The organism is Bacteroidia bacterium (genome assembly GCA_033391075.1).
Lineage (GTDB): Bacteria > Bacteroidota > Bacteroidia > J057 > J057 > JAWPMV01.
The window spans coordinates 3487904-3505025 of sequence record JAWPMV010000001.1 but is presented as its reverse complement, the minus strand read 5'-3'; the positions used below and the strand labels follow the sequence as shown (position 1 = coordinate 3505025).

The 17122-nt window shown below is 42.4% G+C and carries 14 protein-coding genes; 6 read left to right on the top strand and 8 right to left on the bottom strand.

Annotated elements, in window-relative coordinates:
• The first annotated feature begins 36 nt into the window (after window positions 1–36).
• A complete protein-coding gene (locus tag R8P61_14050) occupies window positions 37–1440 on the top strand; it encodes a sodium-dependent transporter (GenBank protein MDW3648186.1) in 1404 nt (467 codons plus the stop codon).
• Window positions 1441–1589: 149 nt separating this feature from the next.
• Here the strand turns inward: R8P61_14050 and R8P61_14045 are convergent, their stop codons facing one another.
• The 3 genes from R8P61_14045 to ruvC all read right to left on the bottom strand — a co-directional run bounded on the left by R8P61_14045 (window position 1590) and on the right by ruvC (window position 5038).
• Complete coding sequence (locus R8P61_14045; GenBank protein MDW3648185.1) at window positions 1590–2393, bottom strand: hypothetical protein; 804 nt, start codon at window positions 2391–2393, stop codon at window positions 1590–1592.
• Between the two features lie 200 nt (window positions 2394–2593).
• Window positions 2594–4312: a T9SS type A sorting domain-containing protein gene (locus R8P61_14040; protein MDW3648184.1), complete on the bottom strand. Its 1719-nt coding sequence runs from the start codon at window positions 4310–4312 to the stop codon at window positions 2594–2596.
• A gap of 165 nt (window positions 4313–4477) precedes the next feature.
• Window positions 4478–5038 (bottom strand): crossover junction endodeoxyribonuclease RuvC, encoded by a 561-nt coding sequence (gene ruvC, locus R8P61_14035; protein MDW3648183.1) that lies wholly within the window; start codon window positions 5036–5038, stop codon window positions 4478–4480.
• A 108-nt stretch (window positions 5039–5146) separates the two neighbouring features.
• Here ruvC and R8P61_14030 point away from each other — a divergent pair, with 108 nt between their 5' ends.
• Window positions 5147–6154, top strand: a complete 1008-nt coding sequence (locus R8P61_14030; GenBank protein MDW3648182.1) for a lysylphosphatidylglycerol synthase transmembrane domain-containing protein — start codon at window positions 5147–5149, stop codon at window positions 6152–6154.
• On the opposite strand, the gene R8P61_14025 is transcribed toward R8P61_14030, so the two are convergent.
• The 4 genes from R8P61_14025 to greA all read right to left on the bottom strand — a co-directional run bounded on the left by R8P61_14025 (window position 6125) and on the right by greA (window position 10124).
• Window positions 6125–7675, bottom strand: coding sequence for an AMP-binding protein (locus R8P61_14025; GenBank protein MDW3648181.1), 1551 nt, complete (start codon window positions 7673–7675; stop codon window positions 6125–6127). The genes R8P61_14030 and R8P61_14025 overlap by 30 nt on opposite strands.
• Before the next feature lie 298 nt (window positions 7676–7973).
• Complete coding sequence (locus R8P61_14020) at window positions 7974–9047, bottom strand: DUF3419 family protein (GenBank protein MDW3648180.1); 1074 nt, start codon at window positions 9045–9047, stop codon at window positions 7974–7976.
• 210 nt (window positions 9048–9257) lie between these two features.
• The gene (locus R8P61_14015) at window positions 9258–9650 is read right to left on the bottom strand and encodes an HIT family protein (protein ID MDW3648179.1); all 393 of its coding nucleotides are present in this window, start codon (window positions 9648–9650) and stop codon (window positions 9258–9260) included.
• Entirely contained in the window at window positions 9651–10124 is a 474-nt protein-coding gene (gene greA / locus R8P61_14010; protein MDW3648178.1) for a transcription elongation factor GreA, read from the bottom strand.
• A 318-nt stretch (window positions 10125–10442) separates the two neighbouring features.
• Here greA and R8P61_14005 point away from each other — a divergent pair, with 318 nt between their 5' ends.
• The 3 genes from R8P61_14005 to R8P61_13995 all read left to right on the top strand — a co-directional run bounded on the left by R8P61_14005 (window position 10443) and on the right by R8P61_13995 (window position 13084).
• Window positions 10443–11303 (top strand): M48 family metallopeptidase, encoded by an 861-nt coding sequence (locus R8P61_14005; protein MDW3648177.1) that lies wholly within the window; start codon window positions 10443–10445, stop codon window positions 11301–11303.
• 163 nt (window positions 11304–11466) lie between these two features.
• Window positions 11467–11703, top strand: coding sequence for a 50S ribosomal protein L28 (rpmB, locus tag R8P61_14000; protein ID MDW3648176.1), 237 nt, complete (start codon window positions 11467–11469; stop codon window positions 11701–11703).
• A 118-nt stretch (window positions 11704–11821) separates the two neighbouring features.
• Entirely contained in the window at window positions 11822–13084 is a 1263-nt protein-coding gene (locus R8P61_13995; GenBank protein ID MDW3648175.1) for a choice-of-anchor J domain-containing protein, read from the top strand.
• On the opposite strand, the gene recG is transcribed toward R8P61_13995, so the two are convergent.
• The gene (recG, locus tag R8P61_13990; GenBank protein ID MDW3648174.1) at window positions 13085–15190 is read right to left on the bottom strand and encodes an ATP-dependent DNA helicase RecG; all 2106 of its coding nucleotides are present in this window, start codon (window positions 15188–15190) and stop codon (window positions 13085–13087) included.
• A 110-nt stretch (window positions 15191–15300) separates the two neighbouring features.
• Between recG and R8P61_13985 the strand changes: the two genes are divergently transcribed.
• Complete coding sequence (locus R8P61_13985; GenBank protein ID MDW3648173.1) at window positions 15301–17106, top strand: ABC transporter substrate-binding protein; 1806 nt, start codon at window positions 15301–15303, stop codon at window positions 17104–17106.
• Window positions 17107–17122: the final 16 nt, after the last annotated feature.

Genomic DNA, 17122 nt, shown 5'->3' with positions numbered 1-17122 from the left:
CCTTAAATAACCTAAAACCCTTAGAAGAAAGAAACTATGTCTACTACGAGAACAGGATTTTCCAGTCGCCTGGGATTTGTTGCAGCAGCAGCGGGATCGGCAGTTGGTCTGGGTAACATCTGGAAATTCCCATATGAAACCGCCGACAATGGTGGGGGCGCATTTTTCCTGATTTATTTACTCTGTATTTTTTTGATAGGATTTCCCGTTATGGTCGGGGAAATCAGCCTTGGGCGTCATACCCGCTCCAATCCTTATGGAGCCTATCTCAAAACAGGAAATAAAAACTGGGCCCTGGTAGGGATTTTAGGGGTTGCTTGTGGTTTCATGATTCTCTCTTTTTATAATGTAATTGCAGGATGGGCCTTTGGCTACTTCCTGAAAATAAGCTTTGGAGACCTGTTAAATGAGGCAGATTTCGGTGCTTTCTTTGGTTCCTATGTCGGACAGATCGGTGAGCTTTTCTTCTTTTCATTGGCCTTTATGGCAATTACAGCTTTCGTTGTAATGAGAGGGGTGCAAAAAGGGATCGAGTCTGCAGCCAAAATTCTGATGCCTGTACTCCTGGTAATCTTGTTAGGATTGATCATTTATGCCCTGACCCTTCCGGGATCCTGGGAAGGAGTTGAGTATTACCTCAAACCCGATTTCTCCAAGCTTAATCTGGATGTGATAAATTCAGCCATGGGACATGCCTTCTTTTCTCTATCACTGGGAATGGGAGCCTTGATCACTTATGGTTCTTATATAGGTAAGCAGGATAATATTACTTCTTCTGCAGCTATCGTAACAGTTGCGGATACAGGAGTAGCTTTCCTTGCCGGTATGCTATTGCTTCCCTTGATGTTTGCCATGGATTTGGAGGCCGCTCAGGGCCCAAGTTTGATCTTTGTGGTATTACCAAAAGCATTTGCTGAAATGGGGCCGATTGTGGGTAAGGTCGTTGGAGGTAGTTTCTTCCTATTGGTTTGTGTAGCTGCTCTTACTTCCACTATCTCTCTGCTTGAGGTACCGGTTTCCTATTTTGTAGATGAAAGAAAGTGGTCCAGAGGAAAATCTGTTTCAGTTGTTGCTGCAGTTATTTTCCTGATTGGAATCCCAAGTATGATGTCTCAGGGATTTTCTCCGGCTTTGAGTGGCGGAGAAGAGGGGATAATCAATTATGGAGGAAAGACGCAGGATTTCCTCACCCTGGTTGCTGATGCATTCTCTGAAGTAAGTTTGCCCCTTGGGGGATTGCTGATGAGTTTATTTGTCGCCTTTAGGTGGAAGACGGCTAATCTCTCCGACGAAATCTCCAAAGGTAATCCAAGCTATAAAGGATCCGGTCTGGAGAAGTTTATCAATATTGCGATTAGCTATGTATGTCCTATCATTTTGGGCTTTATCTTTATCTCAAACCTCTTAGAGAAATTCTTCGGCTTCAGTTTTATGCACTGATAAGTTGAATCAACATATATAAGGGGAGAACATTTGTTCTCCCCTTTTTTATAGATAAAAGCCCCCACGCTTAGTGAGGGCTAATTTGTTTTTAGGTTTTGCGTAGATGTATTTCCAAAGGCTAAAGGTTTGTTTGTGATAGAGAAAAATTACTGCATACGTATCCATATTTCATTGATCTGAAGGCCACGCGAACCTGCGTATTCCTCATGATGCCAGGTATTTCCTTTGATGTCACAACCAAAGGTGATACTCTTGCCCACCCGGATTGAGTCCCTGGAGAAAAATTCAATGTTCTCCGTATAGTAGCCATCCTTGGTGTCATAGGTGCCTCCACCCGTACCAATAAATTCTCCTTTTCGTTCATCCCAGGTCGCCCATTGGAAACGGGAACCTGACAAGAGTTTGATGGTCCGCATGCCTTTTTGCTGAGGGACCATTTTTCCCCCTTCATTGGATAAGCGAAAAATTTCCCAGGATCCGATGTGATCTAGCCCTTTTCCTTCATCTACTCTTTCGTAGACTTCTTCCAAGGGCTCTCCATTTATGGATCCGGTATGGTACCACATTTTGTCCCGAAATTCAGCATCAAAGTGTACAGATGTTCCGGTCAATTCCGGATTAATCGTATGAAATTCAATGTGCTCTGAATAGCGGCCATTGGAGTAGGAATAAGTGCCTCCTCCCGCGCTGAAAAACTGCTGTGTTTCATCATTGAAAAAAGCAAACGAAAAATGGCCTCCTGAAATGATTTTCACCATTCGAATGTTGAGGTCTTTTGCACTTTCACCCCTAATTTGAGTTAATTCCCATGCTCCTTCAATTAGCTCGGTTTCATTCTGAAAACGATCAGGCTCCATTTCGGAGGAAGTGATCAATGATCCAAATCCTCCAAAAAGCATCATAAGGCCTACTAGGCAGGCGGCAAATAAAATGTTTTTGAAGTAAGTCATTGTAAATTGATTAGTGTCTAAAGAATATAGAGAATTTTCGCAAAAAAAGCTACAATATATTCATTATCAATAAGTTGTGGGCCTCTGTGCCTAGTTTTGGATTTTATTAGGATAAAAAGGAGGGAATAGTTGACGAAAGAGGAAAAAGAAACCTCCTGCTTTCAAAGAAAGCAGGAGGTTTAATATTGTGGTAAATTTCTTTACTGTTTGATGAGTTTTTGCACCTTCACATAAGCGCCCATTTGAAATTTGATGGCATAAATTCCACTGGCCAATTCATCAAGCTTGATCTTTTCTTTTTGTTCGCCGGGAGCAGTTTTGATCCGTTTACTCAATACCTTTCTTCCTTTGATATCAATGATCTCTGCATAAGCTGTCCCACTTTCCTCTGAGCTAAAATATAACTCCACTTCACTTCTTGCAGGATTGGGATAAAGGGAAATTAAAGCAGTAGAAGGAGCTTCCCTTAATATTTGAATACTTCTGGAGTAATAACTGCTGCCATCGATATCAATCATATTCAGTCGATAATAATTCAGTCCGACTTTGGCCGAAGGATCGATAAATGAATATGAATTTCCGGCTTCAGCATTTCCTATGCCCTGTACTCTGCCAATTTCTTCGAAATTCTCTCCATCAAGACTTCTCTCTACAGAAAAATAATCATGATTCTCTTCAAGAGAGGTTTCCCATAACAAGATATTTTCTATTCCTTGATTGTATCCATTGAAATTGCTGAGTTCAGCAGGAAGGATGGGATTTACCACACCTCCGTTATAGAGGAGCATGCAAAAATCGCATTGAGAAGCTCGGGTTCCGTCAACAACTACATAGTATGTGTTTCCACCGGTTAAGGTAAGACTACTAAAGGTGTAGGAAGGAAGGCCAGCAGCCAATCCATTGTCCATACTGATCTTTTGACTAGCCCGTAATCCTGAATTGTCTGCATCCGAACAATCCAGATTATTCAAAATCATGACTACCATATCATTGGGTTCCTGGCTACACCCGCCCGAATTACCTATGGCGAGATTCCAGTCAGAATTGGTACCTGTACCCGGAACTGTAAAACTATAGTAGAGGGTATTTTCCAAATAGGTATCTGCCTGGCTAACGGGAGAACCCAGAAATTTAGCTCCATCTCCAATATTTCCTGTATATCTTCTCGGTTGGCCGAAAGGTTTATAATCATAATGATCTTCAGTAACAACCAGGGCCGTTCCTGGATTACCTACAGTTGCCCGACTGATTCTTTGTTTAGTCGCACAGGCTGTACTTGCCTTCATCGCATCAGACCAGGCCGGTACATTAGGGCTGGGTGCCATAGGATCGATCCCGTTTCCTGATCCCAAAGCGAGGGGAGAAGAACAACGGTCATTCGCTGGGGCATTGCAGGTTCCTAAAATTTCTGGAGTAATGGTAATGGTGGTTGCGGTACCCGGAGTAGTCGTTTTTTCAATAAGCAAAACGTATTTCCCGGAACCATCAAGTCCATATGAGTCTAACTCATATATATCGCCGATTCCTGTAATATTTATGTTACAGATGTTGATGTTTCTTTGTAGTCCTAAAGCTGCAGTAGCATTGCTCCAGGTACATATGTCTCCACTTTCTTCCCATGAATCTGAATACATCAGCACTGCATTGAGTTCCGCAGATCCATTTGCCTCAATATTAAAACGGACATGCTGCTGGATGAGATTGGTTCCTGCAAGGTCTATCGTGAACCATGCGTCCTGATCACAATTTGCACAGGGATAAACCCCGCCAGCCAGGTCGGTATTATTACAGGCATCCAGAACAATACTCGTAGGATTATTTAGGGTAAGATTTGCGGCACTGCTACAATCATTTGCTTGCAGGCTTTGGTTTAACAGGAGGAAAATGATGAGAACTACGCCAGAGAAGGTAAATTTCATATTAGCCAGGGTGTTTGTTTCTTGGGTATATACGCAATCCTAACGATGCTATGCCCATGAATATTTTTATCCAGGTTTAATAATGCATCCAGAATTATGAATGGGTCCTTATTTATAGACCTGAAAACGCTTGCTGGATTGCATGAAATCTTTGGGAGGATGGTTTTATTTGAGTCTATCCGGGTTTTCTTTAAGAAAAGAGCCCCAGTTTTTATAGGACTTCCCTTTTGAGACGCTATTCCCCTGGAAAAAGTGACAGACAGCTACAGCCAATCCATCTGTGGCATCCAGCTTAAGGGGTTCTATTTTTGTTTTGAGGAGTTTCTGGAGCATGCCGTGTACTTGTTCTTTGCTGGCAGTGCCCCGACCGGTCACGGCAACTTTAATTTTTTTGGGAGCATATTCAAAGATTTCCAGTCCTTGCGACAAACCGGCAGCCATAGCTACGCCCTGGGCTCTCCCGAGTTTGAGCATGGATTGTACATTTTTTCCAAAGAAAGGGGCTTCCAATGCCATCTCTGTGGGAGAAAACTCGCGTATGATCCCTCCGACCCGATGATAAATTTGAGATAACTTCTCTGCATGGGATTTGGGACCTCTATCTAGGCGAATCACTCCGCACACCATCATTTCCATCTTTTTGCCCTTACAGCGAATAATCCCATAGCCGGTGATTTGGGTGCCCGGATCAATGCCCAGGATGATTCTTTCTGCAGCTTCAGCCATTCCCAAACATACAAAAAAGAAGGGGATAGACGTCTATTCTCCTCATAAATGTAATGCCACTTAGGGCAAAGACTTGGATTTAAGATCAGATGCATATTATTTGCTACTATGAGGCAAACCCAAAGCATTCGCCTTTCTTTTTCCTCCGGGAAAAAATACCTTGCGCTTTTTCTTAAAATCCTCATCACGATTTGTGCCCTTGTTTTCATTTACTACAAACTGAAACAAGAGGAGGTTTCCTGGAATGCATGGTTTTCGAACATGGGAACTTCTCATATAGGATTCGCGCTGCTGGCTTTCCTACTTATTCCTGTAAACTGGGGATTGGAAGCCTGGAAGTGGAAATATGCCCTTGGAGGTTTATATCCGGAATATTCATTTCGATCAGCCTGGAAAGGAGTCATTGCAGGAGTTGCCACCGGAATTTTTACGCCCAATCGAATAGGAGATTACGCTGGAAGACTCATGTACCTGAAGCGAGGAAAACGCTGGGAGGCTGGGGTAGTGCTACTTCTTAATAGACTGACTCAAATGTTGATAACGCTTTGGGTGGGTTGTTACTGTTTTGCTTATTTGCTCCTAGGTGAAGCGGAAGTACTTCAGGAACTTATCCCTGCTATTGGTCTTGAAAATGAGTGGCTGGTATTAATACTTATAGGGATATCGCTTGTGTTTTCCGTTTTGCTGATATTTTCCGCCAAATTGAACCTCCATAGATGGCTACCAAATAAATGGAAGAAAGGAAAGGAGGTGCTGATGAATGGCCTGGGGAGCTTAAGCCCTCAGAATATCCTTTTCATGAGTTTGATAGGGGGCTTGCGATTTTTGGTCTATAGCCTTCAATATGCTCTTTTACTTCTGGCTTTTGGATTCAGTGGAAATCCATTTCTCGCTTTCCTACTTATCGGTCTGGTCTTTCTGATTAAATCTCTTTTGCCCTACTTTTCCTTTACAGAATTAGGGCTTCGGGAATCTGTTGCCCTTTTTGTAATGGGAATTTGGCAAGTATCTGCGGTAACGGCTGTTGGCAGTACCTTTGTACTTTATGTATTCAACCTCATCTTTCCTGCCTTGCTCGGGCTTATGCTAATCCAGCTTAAAAGCAGCATTGATTGAACCTTCCTTTAGCATATTTTTCAGTGCAGTATAATCAATGCCGGAGCTTCCTTCTTTAAGCATAGGAATTTTGCGGACAAATATGACCTGGTCAAAGTGAAGACTGATATGCTTTAGTTCTTCGCCGATCTTTTCCTGTAAATTCTCTTTTCGAGCTTCAATAATGATGCTGAGCTTTCCATCCAGCTCCAATAAAGTCGCCTGAGCAATGCTGTTTATTTCCTGTAAATAGTGTTCATACATAAAGGGAGACAAAACCTTTAATTTGTACTCCATAAGAGATTCTTTTTTTCCGGTATAGTACAAGCGCCCGGATTTGAAACGGGCTGTATCTCCACTTTTGTACCAAAGATCACCTTCTACCTGCAAGACCTCTTCTTTTGTATACAGTTCCGGATTCTTTTCCTGGACGATAGGATCAATTTTTAGCAAAACTTCTCCAATTTCTCCACTAGGTACCAATAGTCGACTAAACTCCTGGTAGTTGAGTTTACGAACCTCTTTATCCACGATATCTAGTAGCTTTATATTTACTCCCCCCAATTTCTGACCCAAATAACAGCCCTGATCCCTTTTGCTGAAATGCAGGATATCTCTGATCCCTGCAGTTGTAAGAGGAGGCATTTGAGCTGCTGTATAGGCATAGGTGATTTCTGTTCGGGGTAAAGCCTCTGTAAATAAATGAGCATCCTGAATCGGAAAAGCTGGACCCTGAATATATACCTTTTGCAGATCTGCCAGATCTTCTACCTCTACAATCAAATAATCGGAAAGAGCACGAAGCATAGCAGGATCACAATTCAGGCGATTGATTTTGTACAGGCTCAAAACTTGAAAAAGCTTTTCTACTTCCTGTTTTTGCAAAACTTTTCGCTTGAAATCGAGCATAACAGAAGTGGCTCCCATACTTAGATAACTAAGCAAAGATTCCAGACTGTTGTGGGCGGCGATTTCCCAGGCCTGTGGATCCTGAATTTCCAGGAGACTTTGAAAGAGCGTATGTAAATCCTTGTGGCTTCTTTTCAAAGCAAGTATCTGATCCTCTTTCTGAACAAAGCTGATTAAAGCATTTTGTTCTTCCTGTACTTTGGCTAAAGGAAATATGGAATGGTAATTAGGAGAATGGGCTTCCATTTTTAACGGAATTTTCCGTAAAGGCTTTGAGAAATAAGCCATCAGTCGGGCTTTGGGAGCAGCTATCATAGCTTTACAAGCCTGAGCTTGGCAGCATTTCTCCAAATACGTCCGCTGGGTCCAATCTCCTGGATAGACGGCTATAGCCCCCAGGTAAAATAATGCTAATACATTGCGGATCAGGTCTATGTCCTGGCCGCAGCATATGAGAACTTCATCTCCAGATCGTAAGCCATGCTTATACAAATAAGCTGCACGACTTTCCACCTGTGTGCGAAGTTCCTGGTAACTATACGCCCTTCCATTCTTATCAATAAGGGCAATCTGCTCGGGGTTTTTTTCTGCGCAATCGAGAAAAAGCCCAATTATATTCTGTGTTGTTTGCATAAATACTCCTGTTGAAGGTAAGCCATATGGTTTACCTCAGGTACAGGCATACTTCTCTTGACCCGGTTTCGTATTCATTTCCGGAATGTGGTATAGCTTAATATGTTAGGGTTGAAATTTTACTGAAACCCTGTTATCGCTAGACTAAATCGATTTTCAACAGGACGAGAATATCATTTAGCTTAAAATTGGGGAGGAGTTCAGTATAAATACGCTTCGGTTAAAAAAAAAGTTCGTAATCGGTCAAATTTTTTCTATCAGAATCATTTTTTCGTATGAAAAAGTTCTTTTTGACCTATTAGATACGTACTTCTGAGGTGAAGTATTGACAAAAGAATCCCTGATCTTTCTGGCTAAGTAACTCGGAAAGGGATTTCCTGAATTGAAAATAGCCAGGTGCGATCTGAGAAAGACGCTGGGGTTGACTCAAATTCCAATAGGCAATATTGGCTTCTTTGCTCGAATAGTAAGCGAGGCCTGCTGCCAGATGGACGAGTTTTTTGTGGGGAATTTGTTCGGGAACCAGTCCGAGATTGAACTGTTCGAAAGATGACTCTCCTTTCAGCACAGACAATATATCTCCTTCCTGCAATTTCAACCGATCTATATTCTGCTTTATAAGTGGGAAGTGTTCTTCTTTCAGGTAATGAGGCAATTCATTGTCAAAACTACCTTTGAGGGCAAAACGGAGTAAAGGGTTTTTCGCTGCAAAGGCTGCACTGAGTTGACTTTCTGCTTGCTGAAAAAGATAGTCTTCTACCGGGAGTTCAAGTTGAGGTAAATGATTCAGGTTCCACTTAAATCTCTTGAGGACTTTAGAGTTGAAAAACAATTTGAACATAATTCTCCACCTCAGGGTATTCCAGTGTTCCATATAAAAATGCAATTGTTGGTCTGCATTTCTATTTTGAAACATGGCTGCTACCTTGTTTTTAGAATGGATCAGGGGGAGAATTCTTTTGGCGAAGAAACTGAAATATTTTTCAAATTTCCCCTGAAAAATGATCCCGTTTGCCAACAGATCTTTATGAGCATCCCAAAATACCTGTGCATCATAGCTCAACCAGCCTTTGAGTTCCTGGTAGAAGCTGAGACGATTTTCGCAAGGAGCAAATCCTAAAAAGGCCAGGACTTCCCATCTATCCAGGTGCTTAATGGCCATCTTCTTCAATTCTACCAGGTAGAGCTGAAAGGGATTGGTATCTATAGCCAGTATTTCTTCAGGAGAGCCTGAAAGCAAAGACAGGCTGCTATCTCCTGCTGCAGCTATTGAAAGTATGCGTTTTCCTCTTCCTTTTCCCAATGCTTCGAGGAGTAGCTGAGGGTCCTCCCACGAATTGCTAAATAGTAATTGTGCGTTTTTCGTTTCCATTTTTATCCTATTTAAACTATGTAAATGGGAAGCAATTTGAGTAGGGAGCATTATGCTTTCACACAATACCCAAACGACCGAGTTGATAATTTTACAGCAGTCCCCAAATTCTTCCGTCAAATAGACAGTCAGAAAAGATAAATGGCATGGAAGGTCAAAAAAAATCCCCTTCAGAAGCTGAAGGGGAGAAAGAGTTGTATTGGTTTTTTCTTATAGTTTCGTTCGTATCTGCTCTGCGATCTCGGCCAATTCTTCCTGGCTCAATTTGAGCTTGGGTTTGCTAAAATTGAGATCGTCGATACTATTGATAGGAATCAAATGGATATGGGTGTGAGGTACTTCCAGCCCAATAACGGCTGTACCTATTCTTTCACAGGGAATCGCAGCTTTGAGGGCAATAGCTACTTCTTTGGCGAATAGCTGTAGCCCTACATAAGCATCATCACCCAGATCGAAGAGGTAATCAACTTCCTGTTTGGGAATCGCGAGTACATGGCCTCTGGCAACTGGAGAGATGTCCAGAAAGGCCAGATAATCTTCTGTTTCCGCAACTTTATGACAGGGTATTTCTCCTTTTACGATCCGTGTGAATATTGAGGCCATCTATCTGCTGATTTCCAGAAGTTCGAATTGTAGTTTTCCGGCAGGAACATCAATTTCAATCAAATCTCCTACCTCTTTACCCAGAATCCCTTTTCCAACGGGTGATTTAATCGAAATCTTTCCAGCTTTGAGGTCTGCTTCTTCCTCAGCAACCAGGGTATACGTAAAGGTCTTCTTCATTTTCAGATTCTTGACCTTTACCTTACATAAAATATAGGCTTTGTCGGTATTCAAGTCCGACCCATCCAGAATTCTGGCACCAGCAATGGTGCCTTCCAATTTGGCAATTTTCATTTCGAGTAGTCCCTGAGCATCCTTGGCAGCATCATATTCTGCATTTTCACTCAAGTCACCCATTTCGCGTGCTTTTTGGATTGCTTTTGCAATTTCACTCCGACCTCTTCCTTTGAGGTCATCTAATTCAGCTTTTAGCTTTTCATAGCCTTCCCGAGTCAAATACGTCACATCACTCATAGCTGTAAAATTTAAGATAAAACATTGTCCAGGACCCTTTGTTTTGGTCCTAATGCCTCTTTTAGAGGACTTATTCATTCAATTAAAAACAAAAAAATAATAGGGCTAGCTAGAACAGCCAACCCAAATTTGTGTCTCGATAGTAATCAAAACTAATAAAAAATCTTACGATTGCCAAAAGTATTTGTTTCTACACGCTTGTATAAAGCATCAACACAGGTGACAAGCCTTTGTAACTTTCGTCTTACTAATATAGTATCACTATGTATTCTCAAGTCTACTGAAGACTCGAAATATTCCACCAAATTAAATGCTTACATGCAAGTCAAGACAATAATTAGCAAAACCCCCATCCTTCCCCTTTTACTTATCGCCAGTTTGATCCTGGTTTCTTGTTCGAAAGTAGTTTTTACGGATCGGAAACAGGTAAAGCTGATTCCCGGTTCTACTTTAAATGAAATGAGTTTGTCCCAATACAATGATTTCCTGAAAAATAATAAGGTGGTCAGAAGCGGGACTGATGCGGAAAGGGTTCGTAGGGTAGGGAAGCGAATCCAGCAGGCCGTTGAAAAATATTATCGGGCAAATGGACTGGCAGATGAATTGAAGGAGTTTGATTGGGAATTTAACCTGGTGGATGATAAAGCAGTCAATGCCTGGGCCATGCCGGGAGGTAAGATTGTAGTTTATTCCGGAATTTTGCCTGTCGCTAAAGATGATAATGGCTTAGCTGTTGTTATGGGGCATGAATTGGCACATGCACTAGCGCATCACGGAAACGAGCGAATGACCCAAACCCTGGGATTGCAGGGAGCCCTCGCAGGGATCGGTGTATATATGCAATCTCGCAATGGGCAATCACAAACGGCAGAAGAAAAACAAAAGGCCGAAAGAACCCAGTCGGTATTTATGGCGGCTATGGGACTTGGTGCTCAAGTAGGCGTATTGCTTCCGTTTAGCCGGAAACATGAATCTGAAGCGGATCAAATCGGTTTGTATCTCATGGCAATTGCCGGTTATGATGTGTACCAGGCTGCACCTTTCTGGCAGCGTATGCAACAAAAAGGGGGAGAAACGCCTCCTGAATTTATGAGTACCCACCCTTCTCCTCAAACCCGAGCGAATAATCTGGCAGAATGGGCGCCTGAAGCCCTTCAATTGGCCAAAAGTTATAAATAAGAGTCCTTGAAAAGATAGAAATCCGATGCATGGATGATAAATCTATGCATCGGTATTTATTTTCAGGCTCTATTGTTTGAACTTTTAGGAATATTTCTGATATTTGCGCTCCGAAAGAATTAATAGGTATATCCTATAGAATTAAATCATTTAAGCGAAGAAAATGGCTAGAGTTTGTCAAGTTACCGGAAAGAAAACTATCTCTGGAAACCATGTTTCCAAATCAAACAATAAAGTAAAGCGTAAGTTTTACCCTAACCTCTTCAAGAAAAAGTTTTACCTTCCTGAAGAAGATCGTTGGATCAGCCTGAAAGTTTCTGCTAAAGGCATTAGAGATATCAATAAGAAAGGAATCACTGCGGTTGTCAAAGAAATGAGAGCCCGTGGTCAAAAAGTATAATTCTCTCGTGTAGAGATCGGAAGAGCTCAAATTACCCATGTAATTTGAGTTTTTTCGTTTTTAGTAGGCAACGTTTTCCTAAAATTGAACGACAATCTATCTAAAGACTAGCTTGTATATGCGTATCCTTATATCCACCTTATTACTTATCCTGATCAATCTTCCCCTTTTTGCACAGAAAACCAGTCGTTCCGGTTTTCCTGCACCAGAAGAAGATTTAAATCGCTTTAGAAGGTTTCCCTGTGGCGGAAACGTGATTCTGGAAGAAGACTTTACCAATGGTCTCCCTGCAGGATGGCAGGTGCTGGATGTGGATATGTTAGAGCCAAATGGCGAAATAACTTTTCTTACTCCAAATCCCGGCTGGCAAGGCGTAGCAGATTTTAAAGATAATCTTCGCGTTAATAAGATTTTTGCTTCCCCTTCCTATTATGAGGATACCGTTGGTACCAGCAATGATTACCTCATCCTTCCTCAGCTAACGCTTCCCAATAATACCTGTCTGAGTTGGTATGCTTACTCACAGGATGTAGAGTTTGGAGAAAGCTATGAGATTCGGGTTTCAACCACAACGCCTGACGAAGCCGGATTTCTGGCCAATCCTGCTGTATATACAGTAGCAGATCAGGGAAGTGATTTTACTTTTGAAACAGCTAGTCTTGCGGACTATGGAGGACAAACGGTTTACATTGCTTTTCGTCATACTTCAACAGATAAATTTATTCTGGCAATTGATGATGTGCGCCTGGCCGAAGTTGAGAATTTTGACATGGCTATGTTTCAGGTAGATGAATTGGATGTAAATCCGGGTGATTCTGTATTTATCACGGGGTCAATTATTAATAGAGGCCTTAGTCCGGTTGTTTTTGATTCTTCTCAGCTGAGAATAACCTGTACGATAAGTGGGGATGAAATATTCAGCTTCGGAGTAGCAGATAGTTTTGAACTCATGCCAAACGATACCATCAATTGGGTAGCCGATTCAGCCTGGAAGCCTTCTACGGAAGCCAGTGTGCCACTCAAAGTATGGATCAGTGGCTTCGGAACAGATGATGATGTTACGAATGATACGATTTCTCGTTTCCAGCCTATTGGAAATACCGTTTCTGTAGATCCCAATATTGCATACAATAAACTTGAGCTAAGACCCAATCCGGTTCAGTCCCGATTATTTATCAATGTGGCTTCGATCGAAAGTCGAACCATTGACATTAACATTATTGATCTTCAGGGGAAATTGGTCCTGGAGGAAAAAGGACGAAATATTTTGGGTCAGAATCTTCTTGAGATCGCAAGCGAAGGATTGAGTCCTGGGCTGTATGTGTTGCAGCTGAGGGATGAAAGTGGAAAGACCTATCTGGAGAAGTTCCTGAAGGAATAATCAGGCGAGGGTACCGATGTGCCCGTAAATCTTCATGTATTGCTTGAAATAATAAGCAACAAGCTTGTTTTCTTCCAATTGGAGGGCTGGATCCCTTTCGACCAGATCAAAAGCTGCTTTGCGAGCATTTTCAAGCAAATCCCGATCTTCTACAATATTTGCCAGCTGAAATTCTGGCAAACCACTCTGGCGAACTCCGAGGAAGTCTCCTGGCCCTCTGAGTTCGAGGTCTACTTCTGAAATCTTGAAGCCATCATTGGTATCTCGCATGGCTCCCAGCCGTTTCCTACCTTCTTTAGAAACCTTTTTTCCTGCCATCAGGATACAATATGCCTGATCACTGCCTCTGCCTACCCGACCCCTTAATTGGTGTAGTTGGGAAAGGCCGAACTTCTCAGCATTCTCGATTACCATTACGGAAGCATTGGGTACATCTACTCCTACTTCTATTACGGTTGTGGAAACCAGGATTTGGGTCTTGTTTTCTACAAATCGCTGCATCTCCATTTCCTTGTCGTCGGCATGTTGGCGCCCATGAACAATTCCCACCCGGAAATTTTTATAATATCGCTCCAGAAGTTCAAAACCTTTTACAGCTGCGAGGTAGTCCAGTTTTTCGGATTCTTCTACCAGGGGATAAACTACATAGGCTTGCATGCCCTTCTCCAATTGGTCCCGAATAAAGCCCAGCACTTCCAGTCTTTTGGATTCTCCTCTGACTACAGTTTTAACGGGCTTTCTTCCCGGAGGAAGTTCGTCTATAATGGAAACATCTACATCCCCATACAAACTCATAGCGAGAGTACGAGGGATAGGCGTAGCGGTCATGATGAGGTTGTGGGGGAAAGGTTCGGCTTTTTGCCAAAGTCTGGCTCTTTGCTTTACCCCAAATTTATGCTGCTCATCTACCACCACAAGTCCCAGTTTTTTGAAAACAACGGTATCCTCGATAAGCGCATGGGTCCCAATAGCGATATCGACACTTCCATCAGCTATGCTCTCCAAAATTGCGGTTCTTTCTTTCTTCTTTTGCCCACCGACCAATAGGCAGCTCGTCATGCCCACCTTTTCAGCCATCTGAGTGATTTTCTTATAGTGCTGCTCTGCCAGGATAGCTGTCGGAGCCATAATAGCGGCCTGAAAGCCATTATCCTTGGCCATCAGCATACTCATAAAGGCGACCATGGTCTTTCCACTCCCAACATCTCCCTGCACGAGTCGATTCATCTGGATAGGCTGCCCTAAATCTTTCCGGATTTCCCTGAGGACTCTTTTCTGGGCATCCGTTAATTCGAAAGGCATATGCTTCTCAAAAAAGCCATTGAAATATTGGCCGATCTTGCGAAAAGGACTGCTCTGATTCTGGACCTTTGCGTGTTTCCTTCTCCGGGCCAGCATCAATTGGAAGTAGAAAAACTCCTCAAACTTGAGGCGGTATTGGGCACTTTTGAGGGCAACAAAACTGGGAGGGAAATGTATATGCTTGATGGCTTCCCTTCTGCTAATGAGCTTGTAGGTATCCATCAGTGGCTGTGAAAGGGTCTCCGGAATCATATTTTCCGTTTCCTCCAACAGTTTTTGCACGATAGTTCTGAATCCTCTGGAATCCAGTCCTACTCTCCCAAGTTTTTCATTAGACGGATAGGCGGGTATTATCGGAAGAAAAGATTGCTGATCTTCTTCTTTGTCTTTTAGGTGATCGATTTCCGGATGGGTGAAGCTAATTTTCTTTCCATATCGACTCGGACGACCAAAAAGAGCTACTTCTTCCCCAATCACCAAATTTTTTTGCATCCATTTTACCCCCTGAAACCATACGAGTTCTGCAGTGCCACTATCATCCTTAAAAGTTGCAACCAGGCGACTCTTTCCTCTTTGTCCTTTTACCAAATCTGTATCAGTAATCCTTCCTAATAAAGTAGTAAAGCCCTCATCTCCTGTCAGGGAGCCTATTTTACTTACTCGCGATCTGTCCAGATATTTTCTTGGGAAATAGTTTAAAAGGTCGGAATAAACCCGGATATTGCTTTCGGATGCGAGGAGCTCCGCCCGCTTGGGGCCTACTTTTTTTAGGTAGGTTATTTCTTTGTTCCAGATATTATACATATATAAAACAGCTCCTAAATCAATCCGAACCCAAATATGGGTATTTTTATTGGGCGAATTTATAACGAAAGCTTAATATCTCCGTTTTTAGAAAAAACATTCACTCCTTTATGCGTTTTTGGATCCTTGCTATCATTCTGATCTTTCCTCTTGGCCTGTTAGCACAGAAAAATAATAATAAGAATAAAGGTCCCAAAGAGGACCTGGAAGCTGCTGAACTTATTTTTCAAGGCAAGTCTGCTTTGCAAGAAGGGGACTATGATTGGGCCATGGTCAAATTTAAGCGGGCACTTCTCAGACCCGAACATCAGGCGACTTCTGCTGCAATTTACTTATTGGGCCTTAGCCATTACTTCAAAGGTGAGCCTTTTGAAGCCCATATGCAGTTCGACAGCCTGATTCACAATTTTCCCGGTTCTCGCTATGTAGGCGATTCCAAATACCATAAGGCGCTCCTGTTTATGGAGCGAGAAGATGATTATATGAAGGTTCAGGCTATGAAACTCTTTCAATGGGTAGCTGATAGTGCCAGAGATAAAACCTTACGAGATGATGCCAAATTCAAAATGAGAGAATTCGCTTTTTCAGCTGATGACTATTTCCTCGAACGCTATCTTGAATCTTATGATTCGGTCAACAAGCTTTTATTTCTCGAAGCTCTCTGTTTTCAATACCTAAACCGGGGCGATCGGGATACAGCTAAAGATATTTATCGGAAATGGCTGAGAAATGGAGGTGAGAAATCAGATTACCTCATCCGGCAGTTTGACAGGCGGAGGCAGAAAAGGCGCAGAGATCGCAATGAATTTAAAGTAGCTGTTTTCCTTCCCTTGCATTTGGAAGATGGAATGTATAGGGATAGCCTGATTGAAATACCTGCAAAAAGTAAATTGGCTTTGGAGTTTTATGAAGGCCTGCAGATGGCTTTGGATGAAGCAGAAAACAGATCCAAGGATTTTGTATTTAGAATTTTTGATTCTGCTAAAGATTCTCAAAAGGTCGAAGATCTGCTTTACGAACTCAATAATTTTTATCCGGATTTGGTGCTGGGGAGTATTTTTAATACCCAGTCAGAAGTTATTTCACGTTGGGCAGAACGAACGGGGACTCCTCAAATCGTTCCCCTGAGCCCCTCATCCAATCTGATTGATGATAAGCAGTTTACCTTCCTTGCCACTCCTGAAGTTCAGGTACATGGGCGGGTGATGGCTCAATATGCGAGGGATTCTCTGGAGTTGGAAAAAGTGGTGGTCTGGACCAATCAGACCAAAAGTACGGACCTTATGGCCCAGGCATTTACGGAGACTTTCCAGCAATTGGGGGGAATTGTAATTTCTATACCTATAGATCCTGATTATGAAATAGCCAAAGATGAGATTCCCGATTTGGTTCGAGCCCTGAAATTTCAGGAACCGGATGGGGTATACATCCCTATTTTAGGTGCAGAAGAGTCCTGTGGCTTAATCATGAGCAAATTGAGGGCCCTGGAACTGCCGATCAAAGTCATGGGAGGACCGCATATGTGGAAGCGCTATAGTACCATAGATGAAAGCTTGAAACAGGCATTGGAATTGACCTTTACCTCCTCTTTTTATACACAAAATGAAGATGTCAAGTATCGCAATTTCTACCAGGCATATCTACAAAAATACTTTCTTCCTCCGGGCGAATACAGCGTGCAGGGATTTGATCTGGGGAAGTATCTGGTTCATGTGCTGGATAACTATTATCCTCCGGCAATGAGCCTGGAAAGCTATTTGAGAAATCATCCTCCCTATAGAGGCTTGCATATCAGTTATGATTTTCGTTCTGGTCAAAGCAATTCCTATTTAAACATAGGCGCATATAAGGACGGAAGAGTAGTTAAGGTAAATGATACAGAGGTGCTCAGCTTTGAGAGCCTTGAAGATCGCTAGGCTTTAGCTAAATTCA

Bases quoted from the DNA above. Each gene is read 5' to 3' on its own strand.
- R8P61_14050 (MDW3648186.1), top strand. From the start codon at position 37: ATGTCTACTACGAGAACAGGATTTTCCAGTCGCCTGGGATTTGTTGCA.
- R8P61_14045 (MDW3648185.1), bottom strand. From the start codon at position 2,393: ATGACTTACTTCAAAAACATTTTATTTGCCGCCTGCCTAGTAGGCCTT.
- R8P61_14040 (MDW3648184.1), bottom strand. From the start codon at position 4,312: ATGAAATTTACCTTCTCTGGCGTAGTTCTCATCATTTTCCTCCTGTTA.
- ruvC (MDW3648183.1), bottom strand. From the start codon at position 5,038: ATGGCTGAAGCTGCAGAAAGAATCATCCTGGGCATTGATCCGGGCACC.
- R8P61_14030 (MDW3648182.1), top strand. From the start codon at position 5,147: ATGAGGCAAACCCAAAGCATTCGCCTTTCTTTTTCCTCCGGGAAAAAA.
- R8P61_14025 (MDW3648181.1), bottom strand. From the start codon at position 7,675: ATGCAAACAACACAGAATATAATTGGGCTTTTTCTCGATTGCGCAGAA.
- R8P61_14020 (MDW3648180.1), bottom strand. From the start codon at position 9,047: ATGGAAACGAAAAACGCACAATTACTATTTAGCAATTCGTGGGAGGAC.
- R8P61_14015 (MDW3648179.1), bottom strand. From the start codon at position 9,650: ATGGCCTCAATATTCACACGGATCGTAAAAGGAGAAATACCCTGTCAT.
- greA (MDW3648178.1), bottom strand. From the start codon at position 10,124: ATGAGTGATGTGACGTATTTGACTCGGGAAGGCTATGAAAAGCTAAAA.
- R8P61_14005 (MDW3648177.1), top strand. From the start codon at position 10,443: ATGCAAGTCAAGACAATAATTAGCAAAACCCCCATCCTTCCCCTTTTA.
- rpmB (MDW3648176.1), top strand. From the start codon at position 11,467: ATGGCTAGAGTTTGTCAAGTTACCGGAAAGAAAACTATCTCTGGAAAC.
- R8P61_13995 (MDW3648175.1), top strand. From the start codon at position 11,822: ATGCGTATCCTTATATCCACCTTATTACTTATCCTGATCAATCTTCCC.
- recG (MDW3648174.1), bottom strand. From the start codon at position 15,190: ATGTATAATATCTGGAACAAAGAAATAACCTACCTAAAAAAAGTAGGC.
- R8P61_13985 (MDW3648173.1), top strand. From the start codon at position 15,301: ATGCGTTTTTGGATCCTTGCTATCATTCTGATCTTTCCTCTTGGCCTG.